This is a genomic window from Phenylobacterium sp., from assembly GCF_004299445.1.
Classification (GTDB): Bacteria; Pseudomonadota; Alphaproteobacteria; order Caulobacterales; family Caulobacteraceae; genus Phenylobacterium.
Genome location: NZ_SCTC01000022.1, coordinates 52,335 through 66,335 on the forward strand (window position 1 = coordinate 52,335; position 14,001 = coordinate 66,335).

At 68.4% G+C, this 14,001-nt stretch carries 14 protein-coding genes and 1 pseudogene; 8 read left to right on the plus strand and 7 right to left on the minus strand.

From position 1 onward, the window contains the following. Positions 1-132 precede the first annotated feature (132 nt). Together EPN98_RS06190 and EPN98_RS06195 are read left to right on the plus strand one after the other, a co-directional pair. Positions 133-2,277, plus strand: coding sequence for a redoxin family protein (locus EPN98_RS06190; RefSeq protein WP_293361591.1), 2,145 nt, complete (start codon positions 133-135; stop codon positions 2,275-2,277). Positions 2,278-2,443: 166 nt separating this feature from the next. Beyond that, a complete protein-coding gene (locus EPN98_RS06195; protein WP_293361593.1) occupies positions 2,444-3,430 on the plus strand; it encodes a D-2-hydroxyacid dehydrogenase in 987 nt (328 codons plus the stop codon). A 29-nt stretch (positions 3,431-3,459) separates the two neighbouring features. Here the strand turns inward: EPN98_RS06195 and EPN98_RS06200 are convergent, their stop codons facing one another. Beyond that, positions 3,460-4,098 carry a TetR/AcrR family transcriptional regulator gene (locus EPN98_RS06200; RefSeq protein WP_293361595.1) on the minus strand — a complete coding sequence of 213 codons (639 nt, stop codon included), beginning with the start codon at positions 4,096-4,098 and terminating at the stop codon, positions 3,460-3,462. Positions 4,099-4,319: 221 nt separating this feature from the next. On the opposite strand from EPN98_RS06200, the pseudogene EPN98_RS06205 reads away from it, so the two are divergent. The 3 genes and pseudogenes from EPN98_RS06205 to EPN98_RS06215 form a co-directional block, all read left to right on the plus strand. Further along, a pseudogene (locus tag EPN98_RS06205) lies at positions 4,320-4,502 on the plus strand (helix-turn-helix domain-containing protein); the annotation flags it as partial. Between the two features lie 126 nt (positions 4,503-4,628). Beyond that, positions 4,629-5,726: a glycosyltransferase family 1 protein gene (locus tag EPN98_RS06210; RefSeq protein ID WP_293361721.1), complete on the plus strand. Its 1,098-nt coding sequence runs from the start codon at positions 4,629-4,631 to the stop codon at positions 5,724-5,726. Between the two features lie 121 nt (positions 5,727-5,847). Next, positions 5,848-6,297 carry an NUDIX hydrolase gene (locus EPN98_RS06215; protein ID WP_293361597.1) on the plus strand — a complete coding sequence of 150 codons (450 nt, stop codon included), beginning with the start codon at positions 5,848-5,850 and terminating at the stop codon, positions 6,295-6,297. A gap of 147 nt (positions 6,298-6,444) precedes the next feature. Here EPN98_RS06215 and phnE read toward each other — a convergent pair whose 3' ends face one another. The 3 genes from phnE to phnC are packed head-to-tail and all read right to left on the minus strand — an operon-like array spanning position 6,445 to position 9,061. Then, positions 6,445-7,257 (minus strand): phosphonate ABC transporter, permease protein PhnE, encoded by an 813-nt coding sequence (gene phnE / locus EPN98_RS06220; RefSeq protein ID WP_293361599.1) that lies wholly within the window; start codon positions 7,255-7,257, stop codon positions 6,445-6,447. Next, on the minus strand, positions 7,254-8,270 hold the full coding sequence (phnD, locus tag EPN98_RS06225; protein WP_293361601.1) for a phosphate/phosphite/phosphonate ABC transporter substrate-binding protein: 1,017 nt from the start codon (positions 8,268-8,270) through the stop codon (positions 7,254-7,256). Before phnD ends, phnE begins: the two co-directional genes overlap by 4 nt. Next, positions 8,267-9,061 carry a phosphonate ABC transporter ATP-binding protein gene (gene phnC / locus EPN98_RS06230; protein ID WP_293361603.1) on the minus strand — a complete coding sequence of 265 codons (795 nt, stop codon included), beginning with the start codon at positions 9,059-9,061 and terminating at the stop codon, positions 8,267-8,269. Before phnC ends, phnD begins: the two co-directional genes overlap by 4 nt. 356 nt (positions 9,062-9,417) lie before the next feature. On the opposite strand from phnC, the gene EPN98_RS06235 reads away from it, so the two are divergent. Both EPN98_RS06235 and EPN98_RS06240 read left to right on the plus strand, forming a co-directional pair. Continuing rightward, positions 9,418-10,689 (plus strand): type III PLP-dependent enzyme, encoded by a 1,272-nt coding sequence (locus EPN98_RS06235; RefSeq protein WP_293361605.1) that lies wholly within the window; start codon positions 9,418-9,420, stop codon positions 10,687-10,689. Positions 10,690-10,792: 103 nt separating this feature from the next. After that, the gene (locus EPN98_RS06240; RefSeq protein ID WP_293361607.1) at positions 10,793-11,848 is read left to right on the plus strand and encodes a deoxyhypusine synthase; all 1,056 of its coding nucleotides are present in this window, start codon (positions 10,793-10,795) and stop codon (positions 11,846-11,848) included. Positions 11,849-11,891: 43 nt separating this feature from the next. On the opposite strand, the gene EPN98_RS06245 is transcribed toward EPN98_RS06240, so the two are convergent. The 3 genes from EPN98_RS06245 to EPN98_RS06255 are packed head-to-tail and all read right to left on the minus strand — an operon-like array spanning position 11,892 to position 13,034. Then, positions 11,892-12,332, minus strand: a complete 441-nt coding sequence (locus EPN98_RS06245) for a hypothetical protein (RefSeq protein WP_293361609.1) — start codon at positions 12,330-12,332, stop codon at positions 11,892-11,894. Between the two features lie 10 nt (positions 12,333-12,342). Then, the gene (locus EPN98_RS06250; protein ID WP_293361611.1) at positions 12,343-12,657 is read right to left on the minus strand and encodes a hypothetical protein; all 315 of its coding nucleotides are present in this window, start codon (positions 12,655-12,657) and stop codon (positions 12,343-12,345) included. After that, positions 12,654-13,034 carry a DUF2089 domain-containing protein gene (locus EPN98_RS06255; RefSeq protein WP_293361613.1) on the minus strand — a complete coding sequence of 127 codons (381 nt, stop codon included), beginning with the start codon at positions 13,032-13,034 and terminating at the stop codon, positions 12,654-12,656. Before EPN98_RS06255 ends, EPN98_RS06250 begins: the two co-directional genes overlap by 4 nt. 125 nt (positions 13,035-13,159) lie before the next feature. Between EPN98_RS06255 and EPN98_RS06260 the strand changes: the two genes are divergently transcribed. Further along, positions 13,160-13,936, plus strand: a complete 777-nt coding sequence (locus tag EPN98_RS06260; RefSeq protein WP_293361615.1) for a phosphatase PAP2 family protein — start codon at positions 13,160-13,162, stop codon at positions 13,934-13,936. The last annotated feature ends 65 nt before the right edge of the window (positions 13,937-14,001 follow it).

Here is a 14,001-nt window from a genome sequence, read left to right on the forward strand (position 1 = left end):
ACACGCCTGTCGCGAAGATGACACACCCGTCAATCTGCATCTGAACATTGATTAGAAATAATGATGCAACGTCGGTCTGCTGGATTATGTTTTCGAGTAACACGCAATTCTAGGGTTGGACCCGGACGGGGCATGAACCTCCGCCGCGGCCCTTGGGAGGACTATGGAATGATGCAGGTGCGCCTTTCCGCCCTGGCCACGGCGGCCGCGACCGCCCTGCTGGCCGGCTGCGCCAGCGACAGCTCGGCGCCCAACGCGCTCTCCGCCGCGACCCCGACCTCGACGTCCGAGGGCGCCGCGACGGCGATGCCGTTGCAGATCGACAACTTCATGCTCGCCGACCAGAACTACATGGGTCACGAGCTGTATCGCGAGGCGGGCGACGCCAAGGCCGTCGTGCTGATCACCCACGGCAACGGCTGCCCGATCGTGCGCAACCTGGCGCCCAAGGTGAAGGAGCTGCGCGCCAAGTACGAGCCCATGGGCGTCAAGTTCATGATGCTCAACTCGAACCTGCAGGACAGCGCCGAGGAGGTGGCCAAGGAGGCCGCCGAGTACGGCTACGACCTGCCGATCCTGATGGACAAGAACCAGCTGGTCGGCGAGCAGCTGGGCGTCACGCGCACGGCCGAGTTCTTCGTGATCGATCCGAAGACCTGGAAGGTCGTCTATCGCGGCCCGCTGGACGATCGGCTGGACTACGGCGCGCAAAAGGCCGTGGCGAGCCATACCTGGACCGCCGACGCCATCGAGGCGACGCTGGCCGGCCGCCAGGCCATGGCCGCCGGCAAGCCAAGCCCGGGCTGCCTGATCGACTTCCCCGACCGCGGCAAGGTGGCCAAGATTTCCTACGCCAAGGACGTCGCGCCGATCCTGGAAGCCAAGTGCGTGGCCTGTCACATCGAGGGCGGCATCGGCCCCTTCGCGATGACCAGCTACGAGAAGGTCAAGGGCTTCTCGCCGATGATCCGCGAGGTCATCCGCACCGACCGCATGCCGCCCTGGAACGTCGACGCCCACATCGGCAAGTGGCAGGACGACAAGAGCCTCACCCCGTCCGAGATCAAGACGATCGTCCGCTGGGTTGAGCAGGGCGCCGAGCGCGGCGCGGGCCCCGATCCGCTGGCCAAGAAGCGGCCCGCCCTGGCCGAGTGGCCGATGGGCAAGCCGGACCTGATTCTCGAGATTCCGGCCTACACCATCCCGGCGTCGGGCGTGGTCGACTATCAGCGCCCCGCGGTGGCCAATCCGCTCACCGAAGGCAAGTGGGTCAAGGCCTCGGCCTACAAGGTGGGCGAGCGTCAGGCGGTGCACCACTTCCTGACCGGCTACCTCAAGGAGATGCCGAAGGACGGCAAGGGCAACGAGAGCCGCTGGGGCGCCTCGATGGGCGGCTACGCGGTCGGCGCCGAGGCCACGCTGTGGCCCTCCAACATCGGCACCTACCTCCCGCCGGGCGGCGCCGTGGGCTTCCAGGCTCACTACACCCCCTTCGGCAAGGAAGTGACCGACAAGTCGTACCTGGGCCTCTACTTCTACAAGGACAACGAGAAGCCCGGCCTGGTGATGCGCAACTCGGTGATCGTGGACAACTCGATCCGCATCCCTGCCGGCGAGGCGCGCCACAAGGAGACGGCCTCGCTCGACGTGCCGAAGGAAATGCTGCTGTACTCGGCGTTCCCGCACGCTCACTACCGCGGCTATGCCTCGGACCTCTGGATCCAGTATCCGGACGGCTCGAAGAAGCAGGTGCTGGCGATGCCGCGCTACGACTTCAACTGGCAGCGCGAATACACCTTCGCCGAGCCGCTGAAGGTTCCCGCAGGCTCGAAGCTGATCGCCAACTACTGGTACGACAACTCCAAGCAGAACCCGGCCAACCCGGATCCGAGCAAGACCATCGTCTGGGGCGACCAGTCCTGGGAAGAGATGTTCTACACGGCGATCCGCTACCGCTGGGTGGACGAGACGGCGACCAAGCTCACCAACTACGACGAGCTGATGGACCAGAACCGCCTGTTCGGCATGTTCGACGACAACCTCGACGGCAAGATCCAGCAGGCCGAGTTCAAGGGTGAACTGGGCGACCGCCTGAAGCCCTTCTACGCTCAGATGGACCAGGACAAGTCGGGCGGCGTCGAGAACAACGAACTGATGGCGGCGCTGCAGGTCATGCGCCAGCGGATGCGCCAGCAGGCTTCGGGCCATCCGATGCCGTCGGCCCCGGCCGCCACCACCAGCGCGGCCCCCGCGGCCAAGCCCGGCGGCGGACGCTGATATATCCTGCGGCGCCCTCGCGCGCCGCAGGCGCTCTCGGACAAACCGCAGAGAGCGCGGAGACACGCAGAGATGACGGATCGCTCGATCCCTCTGCGCATCTCTGCGATCTCTGCGGTTCTGCTTTAGCGGCGCCGCAGCGCCAGGACCGTGGCCGGAGAGATCGATGCGCCTGCTGATCTTCGAAACGTCGTACCGCCGGCTGCAGGCGCAGATCGACGCGATCCCCGGCGTCGAACCCCTGGTGATGGGCCCCGGCGGAACCACAGTCTCCAACGGCCGCATCCTTCCCCCGGATCAGATCGACGCCGACGCGGCCTGGATCAACGGCGATGTCTTCTTCGTCCCGGAAGCACGCACCTTCATGGTGACGATGCTGAAGTCGCCCAGCCTGAAATGGGCGCAGAGCGGGGCGGCGGGCTTCGACAATCCGGTCTTCCAGCAGATCGTCCAGAAGGGCGCCCGGCTCACCACCAGCCACGGCCAGGCGGTGGGCATGGCCGACTATGTCCTCTGGGGCGTGCTCGACGCGCTGCAGGGCGGAGCCAGGCGCCGCGCCGCCCAGGCCGCGCATAAGTGGGAGCGCTATCCGTTCCGCGAAATCTCGGGCTCGCGCTGGGCCATCGTCGGCTTCGGCGCCATCGGCAGGGGCGTGGCTGACCGGGCCCGCGCGTTCGGGGCTCACATCACCGGCGTCCGCCGCAATCCCGCCGCCGACGCCTCAGCCGACCAGATCATCCCACCGGCCGACCTGATCTCGATCCTGCCGCAGACCGACGTGGTGGTGCTGGCCTGCCCGCTGACCGCAGAGACCCGCCACATGGCCGACGCCGCCTTCTTCGGCGCCATGAAGCCGGGCGCGATCTTCGTGAACGTCGGCCGCGGCGGCCTGGTGGACGAACCGGCGTTGCTGGCGGCCCTGGACAAGGGCGCGCCTGAGCATGCCGTCCTGGACGTCTTCGAGGCCGAGCCCCAGCCCGCCGACGGCCCGTTCTGGGACCACCCGCGGGTCACCCTGACCCCGCACTCATCGGGCATGAGCACCGGCAACGCGGCCCGCAACGACGCGCTGTTCCTGGAGAACCTCGCCCGCTTCGTGACGGGCGAACCCCTGGCCAACGAGGCCGACCCCAAGGACGTGCTGGCGGGCTAGCCTCCGCCGCGAAGCGGCGGGAGGTGAATTCAATCCCCCCAGAGGTCGTGGAGGTCGCCCTTGCGGTTCAGCATGCGGACGGCGCGTTTCACCACCTGCAGCAGGCGTTCGCGCCGGGCGGTCTCGTCGTAGGTCATCGAGCCCTTGGCCAGGCCTTCCAGCAGGAAGCGGCCCAGGTCGCGGCTGGTCTGCGAGCGGGGATCGTCCCCGGCGGAGACCAGGGCGCCCACGCGGTCGCCGCCCAGCTGGGCGTGGTCGAAGGCGCTCTGGGCGCCTGCCAGCCGCTCGGCCAGCATCGGATCGGTGCGCGCGGCGGCCTCCAGCTCGGCGAAGGCGCGGAACGGCAGCTCGTGCAGCAGGGCCCAGTATGAATCGATCGCCTGCTCGGCGGCGTCGACGCCGGGCGGCGCCGGGGCTGTGGCGGCCTGTTCGAACAGGCGCGCGCGGGCGAGGTCGATGTGGGCCACCGCCGCCTCGACCAGCTCCTCGCGGGTGGCGAAGTGATAGAGCATCGCGCCACGGGTCAGCTGCGCGGCGTCGGCGATCACCGCGTTGGAGGCGGCGTGGTAGCCGATCTCGGCGAACAGACGCATCGCCGCGTCGAGAATGCGCGCGCGCGTTCTCTGCGACTTGGGCGTCGCCCGCATGGAATAGGTTCTGGCGTCCATCGGACCCAATTTTCAGCGACCTGGGGAGGGCCTGCTCACGCTACGCCCCTAGCAATATGAGGGCGTGTCATGCCAGACCCTACGTCGCCGCAGGCAGGGCCGGATGCGCCGGAGTGGCTCTTTGTGCGCGGATTGGGCGCCAGGTGCGGCCCTTAGCGCCAGTTTGGGCGAACGGCGCTCAGCGTTGACTTACCGCTCGAACTCATGACAGTGCCACTGTCATGAAAGCCCCCCTGCCGAACCTGCGCGACCGCCAGCGGGAGGAGACCCGCGAGCAGATCCTGCGCGCCGTGGGCCGCCAGCTGGAAACCCGCAGCCTGGAAGACCTGAACTTCGCCGAGATCGCGCGCGATGCGGGCGTGGGCGAGCGGACGGTCTATCGCCACTTCCCCACCAAGGAAGCGCTGCTGGGGGCCTTCTGGGCCTTCCTGCAGAACGAAGCCATCCGCCAGCCCGACAAGCCCAAGCCGGTGCGGTCGGACCGCCGCCTGCGTGAGGCGATCACAGCGCCGCGCGACGCCCTGCGGCCCATGCGCATCCTGGTGGCCACCGACGCCTGGGAGCCGCAGGTCAACGGCGTGGTCCGCACGCTCACCCGCGTGGTCAGCGAGCTCCAGGGCATGGGCCACACGGTGGAGGTGATCCACCCCGGCCAGTTCAAGACCTTCCCGCTGCCCACCTACGCCGAGATCAAGGTCGCCATCGGCGTCTACGAGCCAGTGCAGGAGCGGTTCAAGGCGTTCGAGCCCGAGGCCATCCACATCGCGACCGAAGGCCCGATCGGCCTGGCGGCGCGGCGCATCTGCGTGGAGTGGAAGCTGCCGTTCACGACCAGCTACCACACCCGCTTCCCGGAATACGTCTCGGCCCGCCTGCCCCTGCCGCTGGCCGCCGGCTATGCGTACATGAAGTGGTTCCACAAGCCGTCGGGCCGGTTGATGGTCGCCACCCCCACCATGCGCGAGGAGCTGTCGAACCACGGCTTCCGCAACATCTCGGCCTGGTCGCGCGGGGTCGACACCGAGATCTTCCGACCCCGGGCGGAGGGCGAGCCCGACATCTTCGCCGACCTGCCCCGGCCGATCTTCCTCTACGTGGGCCGCGTGGCCGTGGAGAAGAACATCGAGGCCTTCGTCGCCCTGGACCTGCCCGGCACGAAGGTGGTCGTGGGGCCCGGACCGCAGCTGGAGGAGCTGAAGGAGAAGTACCCGGACGTGGTCTTCAAGGGGCCGAAGTCGGGCAAGGAGCTGGCCGACCACTACGCCTGCGCCGACGTCTTCGTGTTCCCGTCGCTGACCGACACCTTCGGGCTGGTGATCCTGGAGGCCATGGCGGCCGGCACGCCGGTCGCGGCCTATCCGGCGCCGGGGCCGATCGACCTGATCCCGGGCTCGGCCGCGGGCGTCCTGGCGCTGACCGCCACCGAGGGCCTGCGCGAGGCCTGCCTCCAGTGCCTGGAGCTTGACCGCAAGCGGGTGCGCGCCTTCGCCGAGAAGTTCTCGTGGCGGGCCTGCGCCGAGGATTTTGTGAAGAACTTGCAGCCCTATCCCGAGCCCGAGAAGACGCGGTTCTGGCGGCGCCTGCGGCGGCTGGCCCGGGTGCGCCGGCGCGGGCAGGACGCCGGCTGACCGCGCCGCTCTATGACGCTTTTGTGACATCCGGGATTGGCGCGGGCCGCAACCCCGCGTAAATCGCCCGGCTCCAGGCTCGACGGACGTTCGAGCGGCGCAGGAGCGTCGAAGCCAGCCGATGGGCAAGAAGACGGACAGGTTGCGGCCCGAGCCCGATCGGGAGCCGCGCACCCAGTACGCCGCCCTGCCCTGGCGCAAGGGCGCGGACGGCGCCGTCGAGATCCTGCTCATCACGTCGCGCGAGAGCCGCCGCTGGGTGATCCCCAAGGGCTGGCCGATGAAGGACATGGCGCCGGAGCACGCCGCGGCCCAGGAAGCCTACGAAGAGGCCGGCGTGCTGGGCGAGCCGCGCCACAAGCAGCTGGGCGTCTATCATTACGACAAGCGCCTGGCCTCGGGCCGGCTGCAGCACGTGCGGGTGATGGTGTTCCCGCTCAAGGTCACCGAGGCCCGCGACATCTGGCCCGAGATGGCCGAGCGCGACCGCCTGTGGTCGTCGCCCGCCGAGGCCGCGAGCCTGGTCGACGAGCCCGAGTTGCGGGAACTGCTGGCGAAGTTCAAGAGCTGAGCCCCATCCCTCCCCGTCGGGGAGGGACAGATCGCGGAGCGATCAGGGTGGGGAAGTGTGGGCCGGAATGCAGAGGTCAGGGAGGATCAACACGCCCCCGCCCGGCCTCGGCTCCGCCTCGTCCACCCTCCTCGGAGGGAGGGAAGGCTAGAGAAGCCGCCCGCGGATCGCCTGACTCAGCATGTCGATGCCGACCACCGCCACGATGATCACGATCACGATGGCGCCCGTCTCGGAATAGCTGAAGCTGTTCATGCTCTCGTACAGCACCTGGCCGATGCCGCCCGCGCCGATCAGGCCCAGCACCGTGGCGCTGCGGCTGTTGGATTCGAACCGGTACAGCGCATAGCTGGTCCACAGCGGCGCCACCTGGGGGATCACGCCCCAGACGATCTCATGCAGCTTGGCGCCGCCGGTGGCGCGCACGCCCTCGACGGGGCCGCGATCGATGGACTCGGTGGCTTCCGAGAACAGCTTCGCGAGCACGCCCGAGGTGCCGATCGCCAGCGCCATCACGCCGGCCAGCGGCCCCGGCCCCACGGCCACCAGGAAGATCATGCCGATGACCAGATCCGGGATCGATCGGACGATGTCGAGCGCGCGGCGGATGGGCCACTGGATGAACCACGGCGTGATGTTGCGCGAGGCGAGCAGGCCCAGCGGGATCGCCGTCAGGATCGCCAGGAACGTGCCCCAGATCGCCATCTGGATCGTCTGCCACATCTTGGAGACGTAGAGCTGCCAGTTGGTAAAGTCGGGGGTGACGAACCCGCGTCCCAGCTCCTGCATGTTGGACGAGTTCGAGAACAGCAGCGGCAGCTTGTAGAGCTCGGCCGGGCCGAACGCGATCAGCAGCAGAGCGACCAGCACGCCCCAGATCAGGAGATCCGGGACCTTCTGGGCCAGCGTCTTCTGTGGCGGCGGCGGAACCGCGCCGGCGGGACTCGTCGTCGCGGTCATTGGGCGGCGGCGGGCTCGATGGCGCGCTTCTGGGCGGCTTCGGCGCGGATCTTGTCGAACTCGGCCTGGGCCTTGGCGATGCGGCCGGCGTCGCCCGAGCGCTTGGCGGCGGCCAGCGCTTCGCCGGCCTCCATCTCGCGCACCGGATCCAGGTAGCTGTTGTCGGCCGGCTTGAAGCCGCCATAGGCCAGGCCCTTCAGGACCTCGCGCTGGCGGGCGGCCTTCTCGTCCGTGCCCGTGCCGTAGGTCAGGAAGAACTGGCGGATCTTCTCCTTCAGCGCCGGGTCCAGGTCGCGGCGCACGACGATCGACGACTCCGGCAGCGGCGGGCTCTCCCAGATCGTCTCGACCTTGGCGGCCAGCTCGGGGCTCTGGCGGGCGAAGAACAGCAGGCCGACCGAATTGTTGGTCGCCACGTCCAGAACGCCGTTGGCCACCGAGAAGGCGTTGGCCTGGTGACTGGCCGAGCGCACCGACTTGAAGCACTTGGCCGGCTCGATGTCGCGCGGCGTGAACAGGTAGGTCATCGGCGCCAGCGTGCCCGAGGTGGACTGGGTGTCGCCAAGGCCGAAGTTCAGGGTCTTGTCGCAGGACAGGACCTTGTCGAGCGTGATCCCGCTGCCCTTCTTGACGATGATCACCGACTTGTAGGTGGCCTCGCCGCCGGCATCGACCACGCGGCCCAGCACTTCGGCGTCGGCCCGACGCACCGCCTGCAACGCAGGCGAGGCCGAGAACCAGCCCATGTGCACCTGCTTGAAGCGCATCGCCTCGACCAGGCTGGTGTAGTTGGTGGCGAAGTAGGGCTTCACCTTCACGCCGATCGACTCCGACAGATCGGTGAGCAGCGGCGTCCACAGCGGCTCCATCGACGCTTGGTTCTCGGCCGACAGGATCGAGAAAGTCAGTTCGGTGGGCGCGCCGGTGTCGGCGGCCTTCTCCTGGGGCCTGCCGCAGGCGCTGAGCGCCAGCGCGGCCGCGGAGAGGGTGAGGATGAGGGTGCGGCGGATCATGTGGGCGCTCCTTCCCAGAAGACGTCCTCGAATTCGGGGCCGTAGATGTCGATGAGTTGTTCGCGCTTCAGGCCATCGGAGGGGCCGTCGTAGACGACCTTGCCGGCCTTCAGCGCCACCACGCGGTCGCAATAGCGCAGGGCGTAGTCAACCTGGTGGAGTGTGACGAGGACCGTGAGGCCGTCATTCTTGTTCAGCTCGCGCAGGATCTCCATCACCCGGCGGGCCGAGACGGGGTCGAGCGAGGCGACGGGCTCGTCGGCCAGGATGATCTTGGCCTTCTGGACCAGCGCGCGGGCGATCGCGCCCCGCTGCTGCTGGCCGCCCGACAGCGTGTTGGCGCGCTGGGTGGCGTAGTCCGAGACGCCGAAGCGGTGCAGGGCCGCCATCGCCGCCTGCTTGGTCTCGGCGGGCCAGAGGCCCAGCGCCGCCTGCCAGAAGCTGATGCGGCCCAGCGAGCCCAGCGCCACGTTGGTGAACAGCGACAGCCGGCCCACCAGGTTGAACTGCTGGAAGATCATGCCGATCCGCGTGCGGGTCTTGCGCACGTTGGAGTCGATGCGGCCGTCCTTCTGGACCGGGCCGTCGAAGGCCACGATCTCGCCGGGACCGGCGTCGATCGTCTGGAGCGCGCTGATCGAGCGCAGCAAGGTGGATTTCCCCGATCCCGAAGGGCCGATCAGGGCGATCATCTCGCCCTTCCTGGCGTCCAGCGACACCCCGTCGAGGGCCCGGCGCTGGCCGAAGGTCTTGGAGACGTTCCGTATCGACAGAACGGCGGCGTCAGGCATGTGGTCGGTCGGAGCTTTCCCGTAACAAACCCGGCTTCATGGCACGTCTGGCGCCATGCGGTCTAGCGCGGGCCCGGGCTCGCGAGCCCTTCGGCCAAAACGGCGCCCCCTAACGGGCGAACGGCCTACAACTGCGCCAAGAGTAAGGACCGGTCGCCCCCTCGGGGGCCCCCGTCGCGGCCCCCTGGACGGCGCCTCGCGCTCGCCCACGCGAGACAACGCGCAAAAAGTCGCAAACACGAGACTTTACATGGGGGTCCATTGCCCCTAAATGCGCGCCTTCCGGCGGACCCGATGTCCTCAAAAGCGCTGCTAACGCCGGACTTGGTTCAACAATCCGTTGGGGGTTGCGTGAGGTGCAGACGTACCATACGCCCCTGGACCTTGTCCGTGAGCGGTCACCGGAGCGTCCCGTCGCCTTTGCGCGACCCGACGCGGTGGCGGTAGCGGCGCGCTGGTTCCAGGACAGCTTTAAGGGCGACGTTTTCTACGCTGTGAAGGCGAACCCTTCGCCGTGGGTCATCGAGACCCTCGTGCAGAACGGCGTGAATTCGTTCGATGTGGCGTCGATCCGCGAGATCGAGCTCGTGGCGCAGTTCGCCCCGGGCGCGCGCATGGCCTTCATGCATCCGGTGAAGAGCCGCAAGGCGATCGCAGAGGCGTACAACCGCTTCGGCGTGAAGACCTTCGCGCTCGACACGCATGAGGAGCTGGCGAAGATTCTCGAGGCCACTGGCGGCGCCGAGGACCTGACCCTGATCGTGCGCCTCGCGGTCGTCGCGGAAGGCGCGTCCTACTCCCTGGCCGGCAAGTTCGGCGTCGACCTGCACGAGGCTCCGGCCCTGCTGCTGGCCGCGCGCCGCGCCACCCAGGGCAAGATGGGCGTCAGCTTCCACGTCGGCAGCCAGTGCATGCGGCCCACCGCCTACCAGGCGGCGATGGCCCAGGCCCAGCGCGCCATCGTGCGCGCCGGCGTCATGGTCGACATCGTCGACGTCGGCGGCGGCTTCCCGTCGGTCTACCCGGGCATGATCCCGCCGGACATGAGCGACTATGTCGACTCCATCCAGCGCGGCTTCGGCGAGATGAGCGTGCACGAGGAAACCGAGCTGTGGGCCGAGCCCGGCCGGGCCCTGGTGGCGGAAGCCTCCTCGGTGCTGACCAAGGTCGAGCTCAAGAAGGGCGACGCGCTGTATCTCAACGACGGCAGCTACGGCTCGCTGTTCGATGCGGCGCACATGAAGTGGCCCTTCCCGGTGAAGCTTTACCGCGGCGAAGGCGACGACGCCCACGAAGTGGAAGGCGCCCTCAAGCCCTTTCGCTTCTACGGCCCGACCTGCGACTCGATCGACCACATGCCGGGCCCGTTCTGGCTGCCGGAAGACATCCGCGAGGGTGACTACATCGAGATCGGCATGCTGGGCGCGTACGGCGTGGCCATGACGACCAACTTCAACGGCTTCGGCGAAGCCGAGATCGTCGAGGTCCGCGACGCCCCGATGGCCTCGATGTTCGGCCTGGCCGGTCGCACCATCCGACTGCCCCGCGAGGAGCGTGAGGAAGACCGCAAGGTCGTTCGCCTCTCGCGCCCCAAGGGCCGCGCCGGGAAGAGCCGCCGCAAGCGGTAACAACTGTCGGATTCAAGTGTTATAGGCGCGGCCGGTCGCTCCGTCCCGGTCGCGCCTTTTTCTATGGCGACGGGCGATCACCCTCAGAAGGGAACTTCAGAAGATGAACGCTCCGGCGAACACCAACCGCAAGGCCGAGCTCCTGGCCAACACCGTCGAGCACGTGGCGATCGACCAGTACGACGCCCGGCCCGTCATCGACGCCATGCGCAAGATGAGCTTCACCAGCCGCGACACCGCGCGCGCCGCCGACATCTGGTCGATGTCGCTGCAGGACCCCGACTGCTCGACCTGGCTGACCCTGGCCGGCTCGACCAGCGCGGGCGGCTGCATGCACATCTACCGCGACATGGTGAAGTACGGGATGATCGACGCGATCGTCGCCACCGGCGCCTCGATCGTCGACATGGATTTCTTCGAAGCCCTCGGCTTCAAGCACTACCAGGCCGACTCCACCGTCGACGACCGTGAGCTGCGCGAGATGTACATCGACCGCATCTACGACACCTACATCGACGAGGAAGAGCTCCAGAACTGCGACGGCACGATCTACGCGCTGTGCGAACTGCTGGAGCCGCGCCCCTACTCGAGCCGCGAGTTCATCCACGAGATGGGCAAGTGGCTGGCGGCCGGCAACGCGAAGAAGCCGGACAGCCTGGTCGAGGTGGCTTATCGGGAGGGCGTGCCGATCTTCTGCCCGGCCTTCGTCGACTCGTCGGCCGGCTTCGGCCTAGTGAAGCATCAGGTCGAGCGGATGAAGGCGGGCAAGCCCTACCTCACCATCGACGCCGTGGCCGACTTCCGCGAACTGACCGAGATCAAGCTGAAGGCCGGCGCGACCGGCCTCTTCATGGTGGGCGGCGGCGTGCCGAAGAACTTCGCGCAGGACACCGTCGTCTGCGCCGAGATCCTCGGCCACGAGGTCGACATGCACAAGTACGCCGTCCAGATCACCGTGGCCGACGTGCGCGACGGCGCCTGCTCGTCCTCGACGCTGAAGGAAGCCTGCTCGTGGGGCAAGGTCGACGTGACCTGGGAGCAGATGGTGTTCGCCGAGGCCACCACCGTGGTCCCGCTGATCGCCTCCGACGCCTGGCACCGCGGCAGCCACAAGGCCCGCAAGAAGCCCCGCTGGGCCGACCTCTTCCTGAAGGCGTAGCACCCCGGGAAACCGAGCCGGCGAGCCATCGCCGGCTCGGACGCTATTCGCAGAAGATGCGCACCTTGGTGCGCTTCTCGTCGACGTCGACCTGCAGGTCGCCCAGGTGCTCGACCAGCTCCTCGAGGTTCTCGGGCCTCAGTTGGTGGAGGTCGAAGGGCACGCCGTTCTCGCGCATCGCGGCGTTCACCTCGTCGCGCGCCTTGGGCGGAATAATGCTGGCCAGCCGCACGCCGGCGCGCAGCAGCTGCATCGGCACCCGGATGTTCACCTTGGTCGGCCCGTCGTCGTCGGGCTCTTCGCTGTCGACCGAGATGCGCAGGTACTTGGGCGCGGCGCGGTTGGCCGGATAGCCGGAGCCGGCGGGGTCCGAGCCGGACCTGCCCCCCCGGGTCTCCATCGCCGCCAGCAGCCGGTCGGCCTCGTCGGCCGTGATCCGGCCTGCAGCCAGCATCTCGAGGATCGTGCGGCGATCTTCGCTCATGGGAAGCTCCTCAGAAGATCCGGATGCGGATCTTGGCGTCGTGGGTGTCGACGTCGATCTCGGTCCCGCTCAGCGAGAGCAGGACCCAGCCGACGTTGAAGGCAGTCTGGTACGGGTTCGTTCGCCACATCGGCGGCGCCAGCAGCAGCAGCGGCGCCAGGAGCATCGCGAAAGGGGAGAGCGCCGCGAACAGCGGCGTCAGGGGAAGCCACAGGGTAACCCGTGTCGGACGCCCTTCGACGGCGTGCGGGCGGCGGTGACGCGCGGCGCGATCGCGGATCGCGGCCAGGTCGCCATGACGGCGCACAGCCATGGGTGCGTTCATCGGCGCCCCTCCAGTTCGGCGACCGCCTGGTCGGCGGTGATCTCGCCGCGGCCCAGGCGCTCCAGCACCTCGCTGCGGCTGGGCGGCACGTTGATCTCGACCAGCTCAAGCATGCCGGCGATGCGGTTCAGGCGCGCCTTCACGGTCGGGTACGAGACCCCGAACACCTGCTCCATCTCCTTGATCGAGCCGTGGCTGCGCAGGAAGGCGGCGACGAAGATCTGGTCCTCGGCCGACAGCTGGGCCAACCGGGGCAGCTCGAAAGCGCCTTCTATGGCGATGCCGCTGTCCGCCAGTCGGACGCGCTCCACCGTCATCGGCCGCCCCTGAGTGAGCTCGGTCAGCGCCTGCCAATCCTGTTTCTTCTCTTCCGCCATGGCTTGAGCTTAAGAAAATCAATTCCTATGTCAAGATTATTCAATTCCGCCGTTCGCCGAGCGGGCGGTTGCGCCCGCGGCCGCGCTTTGCGACACCCCTTGGCGAAAGAAACTGGGAGAGAGTCATGCGGGTGCGTGTCGGGCTGGCGGCGCTGGTCGCCGGGATTGCGGCCTTCGGATCGGCGACGGGACAGCCGCCGCCATCGGGCTATCTGACCACCACGCCCGACCCGGCCCAGATCCTGCGGCCCGCGCCCAAGGAGGGCGACGCCCGCGATCTCGAGGACAAGCGCCTGTACGAGGCGGCCCGCAAGCTGGAGGGTAGTCCCCGCTGGGCCCAGGCTCAGGCCGATGTGCCCTATGCGATCACCAACCGCGTCGCGAACTTCTCATGCGCCGTCGGCGTGAAGCTGGACGCCGCCTCGGCCCCCAAGCTGGCGCTGGTGTTGACCCGCACCTCCATGGACGTGGGACGGCTGAATACGGCGGCCAAGGCGGTCTACAGCCGCGCCCGGCCGTACAAGCGCTGGGGTGGGAACATCTGCACCGAGAAGAGCCCAGCGCTGGACAACAGCTTCGACTATCCGTCGGGCCACGCCCAGCTGGGATGGGGCGACGCGCTGGTGGTGGCCGAGATCGCGCCCGACCGGGCCGCCGAGGTGCTGGCCCGCGGCCGGGCCTTCGCCGACAGCCGCGCGGTCTGCGGCGTGCATACGGTCAGCGCCGTCGACGCCGGGATGCTGCTGGCCTCGGCCCAGTTCGCGCTGACCCAGTCGTCGCCGGCCTACCGCGCCGACCTGGAAGCCGCACGCGCCGAGCTGGCCGCCCTGCGCGCCTCGGGCCCCAAGCCCGACGCGGCGACGTGCGCCAAGGAGGCCGAGCTCAACAAGAGCCCGTTCTAGGGCCACGCCTTGCCTTTCCCACGAAGTGGGGGAGGGGGACCGCCCGCCGAGCCGGAGGCGAAGAG

Bases quoted from the DNA above. Each gene is read 5' to 3' on its own strand.
- EPN98_RS06190 (WP_293361591.1), top strand. From the start codon at position 133: ATGAACCTCCGCCGCGGCCCTTGGGAGGACTATGGAATGATGCAGGTG.
- EPN98_RS06195 (WP_293361593.1), top strand. From the start codon at position 2,444: ATGCGCCTGCTGATCTTCGAAACGTCGTACCGCCGGCTGCAGGCGCAG.
- EPN98_RS06200 (WP_293361595.1), bottom strand. From the start codon at position 4,098: ATGGACGCCAGAACCTATTCCATGCGGGCGACGCCCAAGTCGCAGAGA.
- EPN98_RS06210 (WP_293361721.1), top strand. From the start codon at position 4,629: ATGCGCATCCTGGTGGCCACCGACGCCTGGGAGCCGCAGGTCAACGGC.
- EPN98_RS06215 (WP_293361597.1), top strand. From the start codon at position 5,848: ATGGGCAAGAAGACGGACAGGTTGCGGCCCGAGCCCGATCGGGAGCCG.
- phnE (WP_293361599.1), bottom strand. From the start codon at position 7,257: ATGACCGCGACGACGAGTCCCGCCGGCGCGGTTCCGCCGCCGCCACAG.
- phnD (WP_293361601.1), bottom strand. From the start codon at position 8,270: ATGATCCGCCGCACCCTCATCCTCACCCTCTCCGCGGCCGCGCTGGCG.
- phnC (WP_293361603.1), bottom strand. From the start codon at position 9,061: ATGCCTGACGCCGCCGTTCTGTCGATACGGAACGTCTCCAAGACCTTC.
- EPN98_RS06240 (WP_293361607.1), top strand. From the start codon at position 10,793: ATGAACGCTCCGGCGAACACCAACCGCAAGGCCGAGCTCCTGGCCAAC.
- EPN98_RS06245 (WP_293361609.1), bottom strand. From the start codon at position 12,332: ATGAGCGAAGATCGCCGCACGATCCTCGAGATGCTGGCTGCAGGCCGG.
- EPN98_RS06250 (WP_293361611.1), bottom strand. From the start codon at position 12,657: ATGAACGCACCCATGGCTGTGCGCCGTCATGGCGACCTGGCCGCGATC.
- EPN98_RS06255 (WP_293361613.1), bottom strand. From the start codon at position 13,034: ATGGCGGAAGAGAAGAAACAGGATTGGCAGGCGCTGACCGAGCTCACT.
- EPN98_RS06260 (WP_293361615.1), top strand. From the start codon at position 13,160: ATGCGGGTGCGTGTCGGGCTGGCGGCGCTGGTCGCCGGGATTGCGGCC.